16 protein-coding genes are annotated in these 16,229 nt (G+C 39.5%); 4 read left to right on the forward strand and 12 right to left on the reverse strand.

The window, feature by feature from the left end; translation table 11 throughout:
• Window positions 1–47 precede the first annotated feature (47 nt).
• On the forward strand, window positions 48–2,174 hold the full coding sequence (locus tag P20429_RS03345; protein WP_007586077.1) for a S8 family peptidase: 2,127 nt from the start codon (window positions 48–50) through the stop codon (window positions 2,172–2,174).
• Window positions 2,175–2,278: 104 nt separating this feature from the next.
• Here P20429_RS03345 and P20429_RS03340 read toward each other — a convergent pair whose 3' ends face one another.
• The 7 genes from P20429_RS03340 to rplU all read right to left on the reverse strand — a co-directional run bounded on the left by P20429_RS03340 (window position 2,279) and on the right by rplU (window position 7,024).
• Window positions 2,279–2,752 (reverse strand): peroxiredoxin, encoded by a 474-nt coding sequence (locus P20429_RS03340; protein WP_007586078.1) that lies wholly within the window; start codon window positions 2,750–2,752, stop codon window positions 2,279–2,281.
• A 188-nt stretch (window positions 2,753–2,940) separates the two neighbouring features.
• A complete protein-coding gene (gene galU, locus P20429_RS03335; RefSeq protein ID WP_007586080.1) occupies window positions 2,941–3,825 on the reverse strand; it encodes a UTP--glucose-1-phosphate uridylyltransferase GalU in 885 nt (294 codons plus the stop codon).
• A gap of 294 nt (window positions 3,826–4,119) precedes the next feature.
• The gene (locus P20429_RS03330; protein ID WP_007586082.1) at window positions 4,120–4,497 is read right to left on the reverse strand and encodes a DUF3718 domain-containing protein; all 378 of its coding nucleotides are present in this window, start codon (window positions 4,495–4,497) and stop codon (window positions 4,120–4,122) included.
• 78 nt (window positions 4,498–4,575) lie between these two features.
• On the reverse strand, window positions 4,576–5,067 hold the full coding sequence (gene folA / locus P20429_RS03325) for a type 3 dihydrofolate reductase (protein WP_007586084.1): 492 nt from the start codon (window positions 5,065–5,067) through the stop codon (window positions 4,576–4,578).
• A 73-nt stretch (window positions 5,068–5,140) separates the two neighbouring features.
• The gene (gene cgtA / locus P20429_RS03320) at window positions 5,141–6,298 is read right to left on the reverse strand and encodes an Obg family GTPase CgtA (protein ID WP_007586086.1); all 1,158 of its coding nucleotides are present in this window, start codon (window positions 6,296–6,298) and stop codon (window positions 5,141–5,143) included.
• Window positions 6,299–6,438: 140 nt separating this feature from the next.
• Window positions 6,439–6,696 (reverse strand): 50S ribosomal protein L27, encoded by a 258-nt coding sequence (rpmA, locus tag P20429_RS03315; protein WP_002957747.1) that lies wholly within the window; start codon window positions 6,694–6,696, stop codon window positions 6,439–6,441.
• Window positions 6,697–6,712: 16 nt separating this feature from the next.
• Window positions 6,713–7,024 carry a 50S ribosomal protein L21 gene (gene rplU / locus P20429_RS03310; protein ID WP_002957748.1) on the reverse strand — a complete coding sequence of 104 codons (312 nt, stop codon included), beginning with the start codon at window positions 7,022–7,024 and terminating at the stop codon, window positions 6,713–6,715.
• Between the two features lie 422 nt (window positions 7,025–7,446).
• Here rplU and ispB point away from each other — a divergent pair, with 422 nt between their 5' ends.
• Complete coding sequence (gene ispB / locus P20429_RS03305; RefSeq protein WP_007586099.1) at window positions 7,447–8,418, forward strand: octaprenyl diphosphate synthase; 972 nt, start codon at window positions 7,447–7,449, stop codon at window positions 8,416–8,418.
• A gap of 86 nt (window positions 8,419–8,504) precedes the next feature.
• Here the strand turns inward: ispB and mdh are convergent, their stop codons facing one another.
• Window positions 8,505–9,437, reverse strand: coding sequence for a malate dehydrogenase (gene mdh / locus P20429_RS03300; RefSeq protein WP_007586102.1), 933 nt, complete (start codon window positions 9,435–9,437; stop codon window positions 8,505–8,507).
• A gap of 225 nt (window positions 9,438–9,662) precedes the next feature.
• Between mdh and argR the strand changes: the two genes are divergently transcribed.
• Entirely contained in the window at window positions 9,663–10,130 is a 468-nt protein-coding gene (gene argR / locus P20429_RS03295; protein WP_002957753.1) for a transcriptional regulator ArgR, read from the forward strand.
• A 7-nt stretch (window positions 10,131–10,137) separates the two neighbouring features.
• Here the strand turns inward: argR and P20429_RS03290 are convergent, their stop codons facing one another.
• Genes P20429_RS03290 through P20429_RS03275 form a run of 4 tightly spaced genes read right to left on the reverse strand, consistent with a single transcriptional unit; the run spans window position 10,138 to window position 14,771 of the window.
• Complete coding sequence (locus P20429_RS03290; protein WP_007586108.1) at window positions 10,138–11,037, reverse strand: Dyp-type peroxidase; 900 nt, start codon at window positions 11,035–11,037, stop codon at window positions 10,138–10,140.
• Window positions 11,038–11,085: 48 nt separating this feature from the next.
• Entirely contained in the window at window positions 11,086–12,135 is a 1,050-nt protein-coding gene (locus P20429_RS03285) for an ABC transporter ATP-binding protein (protein WP_007586110.1), read from the reverse strand.
• On the reverse strand, window positions 12,136–13,767 hold the full coding sequence (locus tag P20429_RS03280; protein ID WP_033027100.1) for an iron ABC transporter permease: 1,632 nt from the start codon (window positions 13,765–13,767) through the stop codon (window positions 12,136–12,138).
• Entirely contained in the window at window positions 13,767–14,771 is a 1,005-nt protein-coding gene (locus tag P20429_RS03275) for a Fe(3+) ABC transporter substrate-binding protein (protein ID WP_033027102.1), read from the reverse strand. The genes P20429_RS03280 and P20429_RS03275 overlap by 1 nt, the downstream gene beginning before the upstream one ends.
• A gap of 937 nt (window positions 14,772–15,708) precedes the next feature.
• On the opposite strand from P20429_RS03275, the gene P20429_RS03270 reads away from it, so the two are divergent.
• Window positions 15,709–16,224 carry a hypothetical protein gene (locus P20429_RS03270; RefSeq protein WP_007586114.1) on the forward strand — a complete coding sequence of 172 codons (516 nt, stop codon included), beginning with the start codon at window positions 15,709–15,711 and terminating at the stop codon, window positions 16,222–16,224.
• Window positions 16,225–16,229: the final 5 nt, after the last annotated feature.

Here is a 16,229-nt window from a genome sequence, read left to right on the forward strand (position 1 = left end):
TCGTGATCTTATATCACGAAATAATAAATAAAAATCTAGGGATAATTATGACAACTAGTAAAACTTTTAAAAGATGCGCAATTGCAATTACAGTTAGTACGCTTTTTGCAGCAACATCTGGCATGGCTCAATCAGTTTCAAGTTCAATGGCTGAAACATCGGCTAAACTACAAAGCCAAGGCAGTTTCGAAACTCAGTTCATTATTAAATATAAAAATAATAACGAAATGGCGAGCTTTTCAACTGCTGACGCAAGCCCGTCTAGCATGAAAAAGCGCGCACAAAGCTTTGTTAAAAACTTCGCTTCTAAAAAAGGCAAAGTAAAAGCAAAATATATTCGTGCAATGGCACTTAATAACCACCACGTAATGCGTGCTGATAAAAAATTAAGTGCGGCAGAGGCCCAAGAGTTTATGCAAGAAATGGTTGATTCAGGCAATGTTGAATACATTGAAGTGGATCAAATGTTAAAGCCGTTTTCAACTCCTAACGATCCACGCTTTGATGACCAATGGCATTACTACGAGCAAGCCGGTGGTTTAAACTTACCTACTGCATGGGATACCGCAACGGGTAGCGGTGTAGTTGTAGCTGTACTAGATACGGGTTACCGCCCACATGCCGATTTAAATGCTAACATTTTACCGGGTTACGATATGATCTCTAACCTATCGGTAGCTAACGATGGCGGTGGTCGCGATAGCGATGCACGTGATCCTGGTGATGCAGTTGCTGCGAATGAATGTGGCACTAACGGTGCACAAAACTCTAGCTGGCACGGCACGCACGTAGCCGGCACAGTTGCTGCGGTAACCAATAACGGTGAAGGTGTTGCAGGCGTAGCTTATAACGCAAAAGTAGTGCCTGTTCGTGTACTAGGTAAGTGTGGTGGTTTAACCTCTGATATTGCAGATGGTATTATTTGGGCATCTGGCGGAAGTGTTTCAGGCATTCCTGCTAACTCAAACCCTGCAGATGTAATAAATATGAGTTTAGGCGGCAGCGGTTCATGTAGCTCGACAACTCAAAATGCAATTAACACCGCGCGTAGTAACGGCACTGTGGTAGTTATTGCTGCAGGTAACGATAACGATAACTCAGCAAACTACAATCCAGGTAACTGTAATGGTGTAGTAAACGTAGCATCAGTAGGTCGTAATGGCGGTCGAGCTTATTACTCAAACTACGGTAGCAATATTGATGTTGCAGCACCGGGTGGCGCGCAAAGCTTTGCAAACGACTCAGAAGGTGTTCTATCAACTTATAACTCAGGTTCGTCTACACCTTCAAGCGACAGTTACGGTTATTCGCAAGGTACATCAATGGCTGCGCCTCACGTAGCAGGTGTTGCGGCACTTATTAAGCAAGCAAAACCAGATGCAACGCCTGACGAAATAGAAAGTATTTTAAAATCAACAACCCGTTCGTTCCCTGCTACATGTACTAGCTGTGGTACGGGTATTGTTGATGCTGCCGCAGCTGTTGCAGCAGCAAGTGGCGGCACTACTCCACCTACAGGTGGCGATAGCGAGCTTATTAATGGTGAAGCTAAAACAGGTTTAAGTGGGGCTGCAAATGCACAAGCGTTTTACACGATGACCGTACCAAGCGGTGCAACTAATGTAACATTCACTATGAGTGGTGGTACTGGTGATGCTGATTTATACGTACGTGCGGGCAGTAAACCTACAACTACTACCTATGACTGTCGCCCTTATAAAGGCGGTAATAGCGAAGAGTGTTCTATTGATAACCCTACAACAGGCACTTACCACGTAATGCTTAACGGCTACTCTGCGTATTCAGCTGTGAGCTTGGTAGGTAATATTACTGGTGGTTCATCGTCTGGTGGCGGTACAGGCACTCCACAAGCTGGCGGCGGCACTATAAGCGATGTGACAGCCAATACTGGTCAGTGGAAACATTACACGTTAGATGTACCTGCAGGAATGAGTACGTTTACAGTAACAACGTCGGGTGGAAGTGGCGATGCAGACTTATTTGTAAAATATGGCAGCCAACCAACAACCACTACGTACGATTGTCGCCCTTATAAAAATGGCAACGCAGAAACATGTACATTTACCAATCCACAAGCAGGTACTTGGCACTTGAGTGTTAACGCTTATAGCACTTTCTCTGGTTTAACACTTAGCGGACAATACCAACCGTAATTTAAAGTTTGAGCCGTAAATAAAAAACCGATGTTGTTTCCAACATCGGTTTTTAAATAGTAAGTAGCTGATTAATTAAAGCTAGAACCTACACTTTATTACTGTTATAGCTTCTCTAGTACTGATTCTGCGCGGCTTACAACAAACTCTTTGTCTTGCTCTACAAATAAACCAGTTACTACTGCATTTTCAACAATCATAGCGTAACGCGTTGAACGTAAACCACCAAAACTAGCGGTATCTTTATCAAGCCCTAACGATTTAGTGAAACTTCCATCGCCATCAGCAAGCATTGTAATTTCTTGCGCGTTTTGCGAGTCGCCCCATGCTTTCATAACAAATGCGTCATTAACAGATACACAGTAAATAGCATCAACACCTTTTGCTTTAATTTTATCAGCAAGAGTAATAAATTCAGGTAGATGTGCATTTGAACACGTTGGTGTAAATGCACCTGGGACTGCAAATAACACGACTTTTTTACCTTCAAACAACTCTTTATTTGTAAGAGATTGCATACCGTCGTCAGTTAATTGCGTTAACGTAACCGATGGTAATTCTTGGCCTTGCTCAATCATGGTGGTTCCTTTAAAAGATCAATACAGAATAAGTAACAATCATACTACGTAACCTATTACAGTGTAGGTAAAGTGTAACTAACTTAGTAACTCAGAGTAGTCTAGCAAAGGTTTGTAGACCGCGTTCACTACATTTTATGAAAACTATTTTAGCTTCTATAGTTTTCATAAAATTTATTGCTCTGTAGTTAAGGTAAATTCAAATCATTTATAAAGCGAGAAAAGTCATTACCTAACTTTTTATCCCGCATGCTGTACTCTACAATTGCTTTTAAATAGCCTAACTTATCTCCGCAATCGTGAGAGCGACCACTCATATGGAATGCTTCAACGGTTTCTTGTGCCATTAATGCGTCAATAGAATCTGTAAGTTGTATTTCACCGCCAGCACCTACAGACGTTTTTGCAAGTAGAGGCCAAATATTCTTACTCAGTACATATCGCCCTACAACAGCAAGATTTGAAGGTGCTAAATCTGCATCAGGTTTTTCAACCATTGCTTTAATTGCAGCACTTTTACCTGGCATTAACTCAACACCGTTTATATCAGCAATACCATATTTACTAACGTCTTCTTTAGCTACTGGCTCAAGCATTATTTGACTTGCTTGAGTTTCTTTAAAGCGTTTAATCATGGCCGCTAAGTTTTCAGTTTTTTGGTCCGCTGTATAAGCATCAAGTATCACATCAGGCAGGAGCACTACAAAGTTATCGTCACCAACTATTGGCTTAGCACACAAAATAGCATGCCCTAGCCCTTTAGCTTCACCTTGGCGTACACTCATAATGGTGACATCAGGCGGACAAATAGAACGAATCTCATCTAATAAAGCACGTTTAACACGTTTTTCAAGAGTAGCTTCTAGCTCGTAACTTGTATCAAAATGGTTTTCGATTGCATTTTTAGAGCTGTGTGTAACTAATACAATATCTTTAATACCGGCAGATACACATTCGCTGACAATATATTGAATTAGAGGTTTATCAACTATAGGGAGCATTTCTTTTGGAATAGCTTTTGTCATAGGGAGCATTCTCGTCCCTAAGCCTGCTACTGGAATTACAGCTTTCATATCTATCCTTAGTGATTAAGTTTGTAAATAAACTAGCAGATACAAAATAGATACCAGCTGAATAAAGTTACTTCTTTTGAAGGAGTAAATTTGAAGCTGCTTTTAAAGTGAAGACTCTACACTTTGGGAATATAAAATAGATAGGTAAATAGTGAACTTATTAATGATTTTGTTGGGGGGGTGAGATTACATTAGCTAAATAAAAAAGTCTGAAGTTGTTATTAATAACAACTTCAGACTAATCAATATTTAACAACACCTTACTGAAGGTAGAGTTATAAAACCTTTTTATAATTAAAGACCAGCGCGATCTTTAATTACTGCAATAAGTGGTGAGCTAGCAAAGTTGCCTTCAGCCCAAGCAATATCAGCACCATCTGTTAGAGCACTTTTTGATAAGTTTTTAACTATATACTCACCAGTATCCACTGCATTACTAGCAACAGCATGGCGTAATAAGTTATTACCATTACATTGTACTGCATCATAAATATTACGAATTTTTACACGAGAGCTTTTAAGCTTGCTGCGTAATCGGTTTTTATCGTCTGCCGCAATATATTCACAAATAGATACTGCTAATTGATCTTCAGCATTTGCAGGTGCTGTATACGAAAAAGAACTTACAGCGACAACAGCAGTAAGTGCAACTAGCTTTGGTAATTTAAACATGACAAACCCTTTATAATACTTTGTTCTTATATAGACTATCAAATATTATATCAATCTATCAAAAATTACGCAATAATGTTAATGTTCTTTATACAAAGTTACGAATTTATAACTAGATTTGTTTTTTTCATCAGGAAGGTTTTCTTGCTCTTCTTTCACGTCCCAATTAGCAACTTTATTGTAATCAGGAAACTGTGTATCGCCTTTAATATCTAAATCAATAAAGGTTAAATACAAGCGTTCTGCTTTTGGTAAAAATTGCTCATAAATATTACCGCCACCAATAATCATTACTTCTTCAACAGCACAAACTAGTGCTAGTGCGGCCTCTGGTGTAGTTACCACTTCAATACCCTGTGCAGTATATTCGCTGTTTCGAGTAATAATAATATTACGACGCCCAGGTAAAGGACGGCCTATTGACTCAAAAGTTTTACGACCCATGATCACAGGTTTACCCGTAGTTATTTTTTTAAAATGCTGAAGATCCGCAGGTAAATGCCATGGCATTTTATTATCTAGGCCAATTACACGGTTATTTGCCATTGCTGCAATCATTGAAATTATCATAATAAACACCTAGTACTTTATTCTTAAACAAAGAAAAAGGAGCATAAGCTCCTTTTTAATAAATTCTATTTAATTAACGCTCGTAGACAACTTCTACGTCGTAATCATCTTCATCCCAGTCGTCCCAATCATCATCATTGCCTTTACCTTTAGTGGCTTTTTCATGATAGGTATCCCACTTGAATTCAACTTCTTCATCTTCAACTTGTACAAACTTCTCTTTAGGCATGCTATCAAGTAGTGTCATTATGTTGTGGATTAAAGGTTGAGTATTAAGTTTATTAATTGCTGAAATGTGATAAATATTTTCAGTTTCGCCCAGCTCTTCTGCAATCGCTTCGCATAGCGCTTTTGCTTCATCTTCTGGTAATAAATCTATTTTATTAAACACTAACCAGCGTGGTTTTTCAGCTAATTTAGGACTGTATTGGTGTAGCTCGTTAATAATCGAGAATGCATTATCAACAGGGTTTGAACCATCTACCGGCATTACATCAATAATGTGCAATAACACACGACAACGCTCTAAATGCTTCAAGAAGCGAATACCTAGGCCTGCACCATCAGATGCACCTTCAATTAGACCCGGAATATCGGCTATAACAAATGATTTATTTGCTTCAGGACGTACCACACCTAAATTAGGAATAAGCGTCGTGAATGGGTAATCAGCTACTTTTGGTCTTGCTGCAGATACACTGCGGATAAACGTAGATTTACCTGCATTTGGTAATCCTAGTAAGCCTACATCAGCCAATAATAGTAACTCTAACTTTAAGTTACGTACTTCACCGGGTGTGCCCAATGTTTTTTGACGAGGTGCTCGGTTAGTACTTGATTTAAAACGTGCATTCCCCAAGCCGTGGAAACCACCTTTTGCAACCAAAATTCGTTGACCATCTTGAGTTAAGTCGCCAAGTCCCTCTTGGGTATCAACATCCATGATGCGCGTGCCTACAGGCACCATAACAAATAAGTCATCGGCTTTTCGGCCTGTACAGTTACGGCTACGACCGTTAGTACCACGTTCAGCTCTATGAAAGCGCTCAAACTGATAATCAATTAGGGTATTTAAGTTTTCATCAGCTTGTAGATAAACACTACCACCGTCTCCACCGTCACCGCCGTCTGGTCCACCATCTGGAACATATTTTTCACGACGGAAAGACACGATGCCGCTGCCACCGTCTCCAGCTTCTGCGCGAATTTCTACTTCATCTACAAACTTCATGATTACTCACTTTAGGGATTGGCTTGTTTAATAACTCTATTATATACCCAAGCCAACACAAATGCAGGCTTGGGTATATATTTTGACTGACTACAAAACAAAAAACCCCGCAAAGGCGGGGTTTTTAACTACCTTACTGATTACTCAGTTACGATAGTTACGTATTTACGGTTTAAAGGACCTTTTTGTTCAAACTGAACTTTACCATCTGCTTTTGCGAAGATAGTGTGGTCTTTACCGATACCTACGTTAGTACCAGGGTGGAAACGAGTTCCACGCTGACGAACAATGATGCTACCCGCTAGAACTGATTCGCCACCAAAACGCTTAACACCTAGGCGTTTGCTTTCTGAATCGCGACCGTTACGAGTACTACCAGCTGCTTTTTTATGTGCCATTTCTAAGTACCTCTAATTAAGCGCTAATGCTAGTGATTTTAACTTCAGTGAACCATTGACGATGGCCCATTTGCTTACGAGAATGCTTACGGCGTCTAAATTTAACAACCTTAATCTTCTCACCGCGACCATGTGAAACAACCTCAGCTGTTATCTTGCCACCGTTTACGAACGGTACACCGATCTCGATTTTCTCACCATCAGCAACTAAAAGTACTGAATCAAATTCTACTGCCGCACCAGTTTCAACGTCTAATTTTTCAAGACGAATCGTTTGACCTTCAGTCACACGATGCTGTTTACCACCACTTTGGAAAACCGCGTACATAATTAACTCCGTCTGTGCACCCTCAAATCGGCGCAACTAAAATATTCTTCGATAGGGCGCGAAGTTTACGCTAACGCGAAATAACTAGCAAGCCTATTTTGTAATTAAAATGAATAAAAAGTAGCTGCTTTGAGAGCAATTCAATATTTACCCCATTTTATATTAATTAGCCCTTTTGCCAAGCGCTTTTTAACTCTTAGTCGAAATAAATTAATGTACTCAAATATGACCCTCACAGCTTAATATCTAAGCACACCATAAACTGTATATTGATTATCAATTAATCAGTTATCTTGGCTAATTCAGTCTAAATTAAGTACTTTAATAGTGTTTTTTCAATCAATCGTCACAAAATATCGAGCTAGTGCATTTTTTGTTGTACAATCTGCGCCGTTCACACATAAAAATTGGCTCGGAGATCAATGGATATAAAAGCTATCCAGGCGTTAATCGAAAGCGATATGAATGACGTCAATCAACTTATACATGCGCAAATGCGCTCAGATGTGGCGTTAGTTAATCAGCTTGGTTTATATATAGTTAGCAGTGGCGGCAAACGCGTTCGTCCAATGCTCGCGATTTTAGCAGCCAAAGCGCTCGGTTATCAGGGTAAAGATCACATAACACTTGCAACAATTGTTGAGTTTATTCATACAGCAACGCTATTGCATGATGATGTTGTAGATGAATCAAACTTACGACGTGGCACACCTACAGCAAATGCTGAATTTGGTAATGCTGCTAGCGTATTGGTTGGTGACTTTATTTACACTCGTTCATTTCAGCTTATGGTTGGCCTTGGAAAAATGCAGGTTATGCAAGTACTTGCCGATGCAACAAACATTATTGCTGAAGGTGAAGTATTGCAGTTAATGAACTGCAACGACCCAGATACGACCGAAGCCAGTTATATGCAGGTTATTTACTCTAAAACAGCTAAGTTGTTTGAAGCAGCGACAGGCCTTGCTGCCATTATTACTGAGCAAGACCAAACTACTCTCGATGCACTAAACCTATATGGTATGCATTTAGGTACTGCGTTTCAGCTAGTAGATGATGTACTCGATTACAATGCAGATGCTGAGCAGTTGGGTAAAAACATTGGTGATGATTTAGCTGAAGGCAAACCAACGCTTCCACTTATTTATGCTATGCAACATGGTAGTGAGCAGCAAACGCAGCTTATTCGTGATGCGATAGAGCACAGTAATGGTATGGAGCATTTAGAAGACATTCTATCGGCACTAAAGCAAACTAATGCGCTTGAATTTACAATGCAAAAAGCAGAGCTTGAAGCTGACAAAGCTATTGCGTGTTTAGACTTTTTAGCTGAGTCTGACTATAAGCAAGCACTCATAAGCCTTGCTCGTATTGCGGTTGACCGCGACCACTAGTTTTAACTAGTTACACAGTGTGAAATTAATTCTGAGCAATAAAAAAGCCTGCAAATGCAGGCTTTTTTGTTATTCTACTTTGGCTATTACGCCATGAAATCAACACCTTCTTTGATGTCTTTTTTCAGTGTTTCAAGCATGTCATTTTTTGCTTTTGTTTCAAATGCGCTTAGTTCGCCGTAAGAAAGAATTTCTTCTACGCCGTTTTTACCTAAACGTACTGGATGTGCAAAGTACTCTGCATCGCCATTTTCAACAGCAACGTAAGCGTAATCTACAACTTCTTCACCTTGTAGGCCTTTAACTAAAGACATACAAAAACGAGCTGCAGCAGCACCCATAGATAGCGTAGCTGAACCACCGCCTGCTTTAGCATTTACAACTTCAGTACCCGCATTTTGGATACGTGGAGTAAGTGCAGCAACTTCTTCATCAGTGAAAGAAACACCTTCAACTTGAGAAAGTAGAGGAAGAATGGTTGTGCCTGAGTGACCACCAATTACTGGTACTTTAACAGTTGCTACGTCTACGCCTTTAAGTTCAGCAACAAATGCTTCTGAACGAATAACGTCAAGCGTAGTAATACCGAATACGCGTTTAGCGTCGTAAGTACCTGCTTTTTTGAATACTTCAGCAACGATTGGAACTGTGCCATTTACTGGGTTAGTAATAATACCTACTAACGCTTTAGGACAACTAGCAACAATGCCTTCTGCTAAAGTTTTGATGATACCAGCATTTACATTAAATAAATCAGCACGATCCATACCTGGTTTACGTGGCATACCCGCTGGGATAAGAACGATGTCAGAGCCTTCAAGCGCTTTGTTTAATTCGTCTGCGCCAAAGCCTGCTACTTTAACATCTGTTGGGATGTGAGAAAGGTCAACCGCAACACCTGGTACTACTGGTGCAACATCATAAAGTGATAATTCAGAGCCAGCTGGTAAGCCTGTTTTTAATAATAAAGACAACGCTTGGCCGATACCGCCTGCAGCACCTAATACAGCAACTTTCATTGGAATTCTCCGTAATTTGAGGTAGGAAACATTTGTGGCTCTTAAGATAATGAAATTAGCGACTAAAAACAAATTTATCCTGTCTATTTCAAGTATATTTTCGACCATAGTCGTAAACTTTTGTGATTTAACGCATCAAACTGGCAAGTTAACTAAACAACTGCTGCATAATTATTCATTTTTGTGTAGAATTTGCGGCATAAATAACAAAAACGAATAAAGACTATGCAACCACAAGATAAACAAGAAGCACTGGTAAAAGCATTTAAATCACTATTAAAAGAAGAAAATTTTGGCTCTCAAGGCGAAATAGTTGATGCATTAAAAGATCAAGGCTTTGACAATATAAGCCAAAGTAAAGTATCGCGCATGCTAAGTAAATTTGGTGCTGTACGCACACGTAACGCCAAACAAGAAATGGTTTACTGCTTACCAGCTGAAATGGGTGTACCTACGGCTAAAAGCCCATTACGCCAATTAGTAATCGACATTATGCACAACGAAATGATGATCATTATTCGTACCAGTCCAGGTGCTGCTCAGCTTATTGCGCGTTTATTAGATTCATTAGGTAAAGCAGATGGCGTACTAGGAACAATTGCAGGCGACGATACTATTTTTATCGCTCCTGCTAAAATATCTGAAATAGATGTAACACTTGAACGTGTTCGCATTTTATTTGATACGGTTTAATAGCAAACTAAATTTGTTTTAAAAACCCGACTGAAGGCGCAAAGAAAGCAGAACCCATATCGGCTTGAGTAAAATCAAGCCAGTGGTCGTAACAATCCCCTTCCCCTAAACGACTATTAAGTACTTTTTCAAATGCGGTGCCCGTACAAGCGCATGTAATTGATAACATTCCCTGCTCATACACATCGCCATAAGGCATGCTCTGATTTAATAATAGCGGTTGTCCGTCTTCGTCTTTTAGCTCACTTCGCGAAGCATGGCTGGTTTCGATCGCGGGGGTAATTAGCGTGTTATCAAGGCGCGTACGCCCCATTATTTGTTCTTGCTCGCTCAATGATAAGTGCTGCCACATAGTTAAATCATGCTTATAACGCTGTACATGAATATAACTCCCCTGATCTTCAAAATTGCCAGGGTTACTAATTAAAGCCGTAGCGCGCTTTTTTCTTCCATGTGCGGTGTCGCCACCATAAACAAAACCATTAAAATCACGACCATCTAAAAAGCGAAAATTACGAATTTGCTCCACCAGCTCAACATCGGGGGCAAATAATTTTAAAATTTGCAGCGCAAATAAATGGTTAACGTCTTCACGGTCAGAGCGAATTTGCACAAATAAATCGCACGGTTGTACGCTCATTTGATGATCGCTATGGTTTATATTAGGAAAGCTCTGTAATTCGCTTGGGATGTATTCAGGGAGGATATGCGGCCAATATTGCGCACCAATAGCAACCATACAAGAGAGCATTGATTCTGAAAATTGATCGCTAAATTCTTCTTCAATAGCGCTTACTTGTTTTAACTTTGCGCGAAGTGATTCATCTTGACCATCAAACACATTAAAAAATAAGTGCAAACCGTGTAAGTTTGCTTCAGCACAAATCCCTGATTGCGCTTGCGCCATTGTTATTCCTTAGTTTTACAGATAAAAACACAGCGAATAACAAATTAATTACGATTCGAAAAAATTCACCGTGTGAGGTTTTATTTTTATTATAACCTGTTCATTATTTTCAAATGACTGGCCATATTGTGCAGCAACTTCAATTTCTTGTTTATCAATAACAAGTGAATAAACATACGCCGAACCAATAAAGCGACGACTTATGATTGTAGCTCGCTTGCTGAGTTTGTCACTTTGGTTATCTGCCACTAATTCTATTTGATGAGGGCGCACATATATAAGCCCTACGCTTACGTTTTGCTTACTCTCAACATAGGACTCGACTAAACCAAATGGTGTTTTGTATTCAGTTGCTGTTAATACTTCTGCGCTCAAGTATATGCCTTGACCCAGAAACTCTGCAACCTCCTTTGAACATGGAGCTGCAAAAAGCTGCTCAGGCGTGCCTTGTTGCTCAATTTTACCGCGATGCATAATGGCAAGTGTATCTGAAAAGGCAAACGCCTCTTCTTTTGAATGTGTAACAAACACAGCAGATACTTGGGTTGCCTTAATAATTCGACGTATATCGGCAATTAATTCAAAGCGTACTTGTGTGTCGATATTTGAAAAGGGCTCATCAAGTAGCAATAAACTAGGCTTATAAGCTAATGCACGAGCAATAGCTACACGCTGCTGTTGACCACCCGATAACTGATGCGGGAACCTGTCGGCACAGCCAATTAAATGTACCAGCTTAAGCATTTCATCAACGCGTTGCTGCTTTTGAGCTTTACTCATTTTACTAAGCCCAAATGCGATATTATTTGCTACCGTTAAATGCGGAAACAATGCATAATCTTGAAACATCATGCCGATGTTACGGTGCTCAGGCGAGACAAACGATTGCTCATCACTCACTAATTTACCGTCTATAAAAATAGACCCTTGCTTAGCTTCAATTAAACCTGCAATCGCTTTTAACGTGGTCGTTTTGCCGCACCCACTCGCTCCGAGTAGACAAACAATTTCATCTTTACCCACCGTTAAATCTAAATCGTGAATAACCTTTGTGCCGTTATAGTGATAGCTCACGCCTTGTAAAATTAAACTACTCATTTAACTACGCTGCTCCATAGAACGATTAATAAAATACAAAGGAATAAACCCAACAATAACAATAAATAATGCCGATATAGAAGCAAGCTCTAACTGCTCGTCACTCACATACTGAAATACATGAGTAGCTAAGCTTTCAAAATTAAACGGTCTGAGCAATAGCGCAGCCGGCAGTTCTTTCATGCACTCAATAAATACCAATAACGCAGCAGTAAGCAATCCTCTTCGCAGTAAAGGTAGGTGCACTAAACGCAGTGTTTGTCCTTGGCTTTTACCCATTGATTGGCTTGCCATATCAAGTGATGGGCTAATACGTAAAAAACTCGACTCAATTGCTCCGTGTGCAATGGCGTAAAACCTAACAATATAAGCAATAATAATAGTAAAAATGCTACCTGTAAGCAGCAAGCCAATATCTAAATTATACGGCTCGAGCGCTGTGTTAATGGTGTTCTCTAATAACGTAAGCGGTAATAAAACCGCAATAGCGAGTACAGTTCCTGGCAACGCATAACCTGTGCTTGCTAAACGCCCGGGAATAAGCGGATACGCTTGCTTTGCCACACGCTGATAAAAAACGACAAAAACACTCAACGTAATCGTTATTAGGCTCACAACCCCAGCCACTTTTAAACTTTGCCAAGCGTAACTAAAAAACTCTACATTCCATGCTTTATCAAAGTAGGTAATGGCGTAATTTATAAGTACTGCAATAGGGATTACAAACGCGATAAATAAAATAAAGCTGCAAAATGCCGTTGCGAGCCAAGCTGACTTTCCTTTTAATACATAGAGAGATTCACTATTTACACTTGATTGGCGCTCAAATACCGCTTGGTTACGACGACTAAAGCGCTCTGCCATTAATGCTAAAAATAACAGTAATAACATCACACCCGATATTTTAGCTGCCGCTGTAAGTGAGTAATAACCAAACCACGTATCGTATACGGCAGTCGTTAATGTACTTACGGCAAAATAACTCACTGTTGCAAAGTCAGCCATGGTTTCCATACTTATAAGCGCAAGAGCCGCCACAATAGCCCCACGAGAGAGTACTAAGCTTACTTTAAAGAAACTTTGCCAAGGAGATAATCCCATTAACTGGCTAGCTTGTACTAATTTGAATGACTGCTCGCGAAGAGCCGTTTTAAAAATCAAAAATAAATACGGATAAAGCACCAAGGCAATCATAACGATGGCGCCGGGTAATGTACGTATATCAAAAAACCAATAGTCATTAGGCGATTGCCAACCAAACCATTCTCTCAGCGCTATTTGCACCGGGCCCGCATAATCTAATAAATCAGTGTATACATAGGCAATAATATAGGTGGGCATAGCAAGGGGCAGCATAAGTGCCCATTCAAACTGTTTTTTACCCGGGAAACTACAGTAAGCCGTTAGCCATCCAAGTGGCAAAGCTATGGCGCAGCTAAGGACGCAAACACCTAAAACAAGCAATACGGTATTGGTTATGTAATCCCAAAGCACGGTATCCCACAGGTGGGAAAACACCTCAGAGCTACCTTGTAGAGATTCAAAAAGAAGAAAAAACAACGGGGCCGATAGAATTAAGCCAGTCGACCACGCAAAGAGCTGCCATTTAGACAGCTTAAATTTATTAGTCATTAAAGATCGAACTTCACCTCATCAATTAGCTTAAGCGCTAACGGACGATATTTACTAATCTCATCAAGTGGCAAGCTGTCTTCTTTAAAACTCCCCCAAGAGGCAACCAAACTTGATAGTTCAACACCCGACTTAACTGGATACTCCATATTTAATGAGGCATACATGTTTTGTGCTTTGCTGTCGGTCATATACTCTATGAGCTTTAATGCATTTTCAGGGTTTTTAGCATATTTGGTAATAACCGCACCCGAAACATTTATGTGTGAGCCACGATTAGTTTGATTCGGAAAGTTAATATTTACGGCTTCAGCCCAACCTTTTTGTTCTTTATCTTCTAGCATTTTACCAAGGTAGTAACTATTACCTAATGCCAAGTTACATAAACCTTCTTTAACGGCTTTAACTTGAGCACGATCGTTACCTTGAGGTTTACGTGCTAAATTAGCCTTAACACCTTCAAGCCACTCTTTGGTTTGCGCTTCACCATGGTGTGCAATCATAGAAGCCACTAAACCTAAGTTATATGGATGCTTGCCAGAACGCGTACAAATTTGTCCTTTGTATTTAGGATCTGCTAAATCTTCATAAGTGAGCTTAGGTAACGCACCAATTCGCTCTTTTGATGAATACACATTACGCACTCGCTTAGTGAGCGCGACCCATTGGCCATCACCGCCACGAAAAGCTGCAGGCACGTTATTATTTACACTGTCACTTTTTATAGTTTGTGTTAATTTTAAATCTTCTAATTGAATAAGCGCACTAAAGTTAGAGGTTAATACTAAATCGGCTTTACTATGTTTACCTTCGCGTTTAACACGCTCAATTAACCCTTTTTTAGCAAAAACAACATTGGTTTTTATTCCCGTTTGTTTTGTAAAATCGTCTAAAATTGGCTGAATCAAAAACGGCTGACGAAAAGAATAGATATTAACAACGTCACTTGCAAAGGCTGGTGCCGATGCTGCTAATCCTAAAACAAGTGTAAATACTGTCTTCATTATTTCACCTAAATAATTGTTATTATCATCGAATTCTACCGCGCTCATTCAAAAAGTGCACACTTTAAATAAATGTAAATATGTAAATAACACCCAAAAAGGAAATGCCGTGTAAGAGATGTCTCACGGATGTGACAGCTAATGAGTAAAAATCAAGATAAAAAACACACAAAAACAACCTAACCAACTGTATTTATTGGATATTCACATTATTACTATTGCATAAATACTAATTGAACGTAGTTTTATCCCTATTTTAGTTGCTCTATTGCACTATAATTTACGCATCAACCAAGCAATGACGCTTATTGAGTAAAAGGAAATGGACTGCTTACTCAACCAACCAATGATTAGGTTACCAGGACAACACGGATTTTAGGACAGGCTCAGGATGAGTATCACAACGCGATGTTGTAAAAAGGACAGCGTCAGGAAGATGCGAAAAGGATAACAACACGGCTAAGTTGTTTAACAGGATGTTTAAGGAATAAGTGGACAGGCCTTTAAGGCAACACAATGGATTGGTTAAAATAGGGATACACTAGGAAGTGTAATTAAGGATTTGGTAATAGTATTTACCCTACAGGATGTTTAGGAATTTAAGGATACAGGCCCGGATGGTCTACATTACATAGAACTAAAAAGTAATATAGTAATAAACATGGATTAGTAAAAATTGGAGTTGATTAAGTTCAATTGCAGGATGCAGAAAATTAGAAGATTCCGCAAGCGCGCCTAGAGATAGAGCGCGCTTTTCTTTGCCTAAAATTTGGGTTTAGTAAAGCTCTAAGCAACTACCACTAACTTTTGCAGGGTAATACTGCATCCCAGCTAATCAATATTAATACCTTCAAATACTTTATTAATATTTTAAATTTCGCTAAGTTTTTCATTAATTGCGCCGATAACTAAGTAACGCAAGGATCATAAATACTCAATGGATATGAATTTTAAAATGCCGCAAAGCAATACCTTTTTATGTAAAGTATCAGACGCAAGTACAGCAAAACCAATTGGTGTTTTTAGTGCCCAAACTCCCAACGAAAATCCGTATAAAGCTTTATTTAGCCCCAAAGGTTATAACTTTTTAAATATGCCAATGAGTGAGTTTAAAAACATACTTAACGTAATTATCCAGTTAGAAAGCGATATTTCTATTAGTAAATGGGGTGAGGGTTCTCGACCTGATGAATTTAGTTATCAGCTTAATAGAATAGCAAACGCTATTGCGACTACTCACTTTAAGGGAAAAACCGATATTAGCTGTTACTTTTTAAAGCGAGTCGAAGAGGCTAAGGATATGATTGGTGAGGACTGCACCTCGTTTATTCAGGCTCACAATAGCGTAAGCCAATTATATAATACGGTTTTACAATTAACATCTGAAGAAGGCTTCAGAGCAATTCAAAATAAAGCACTTGCTCACTTAAAAGAGCAGCAAGCTTTCGCTTAACTGCG

The sequence above is a fragment of the Pseudoalteromonas sp. BSi20429 genome (assembly GCF_000238895.1).
Taxonomy (GTDB): domain Bacteria; phylum Pseudomonadota; class Gammaproteobacteria; order Enterobacterales; family Alteromonadaceae; genus Pseudoalteromonas; species Pseudoalteromonas arctica.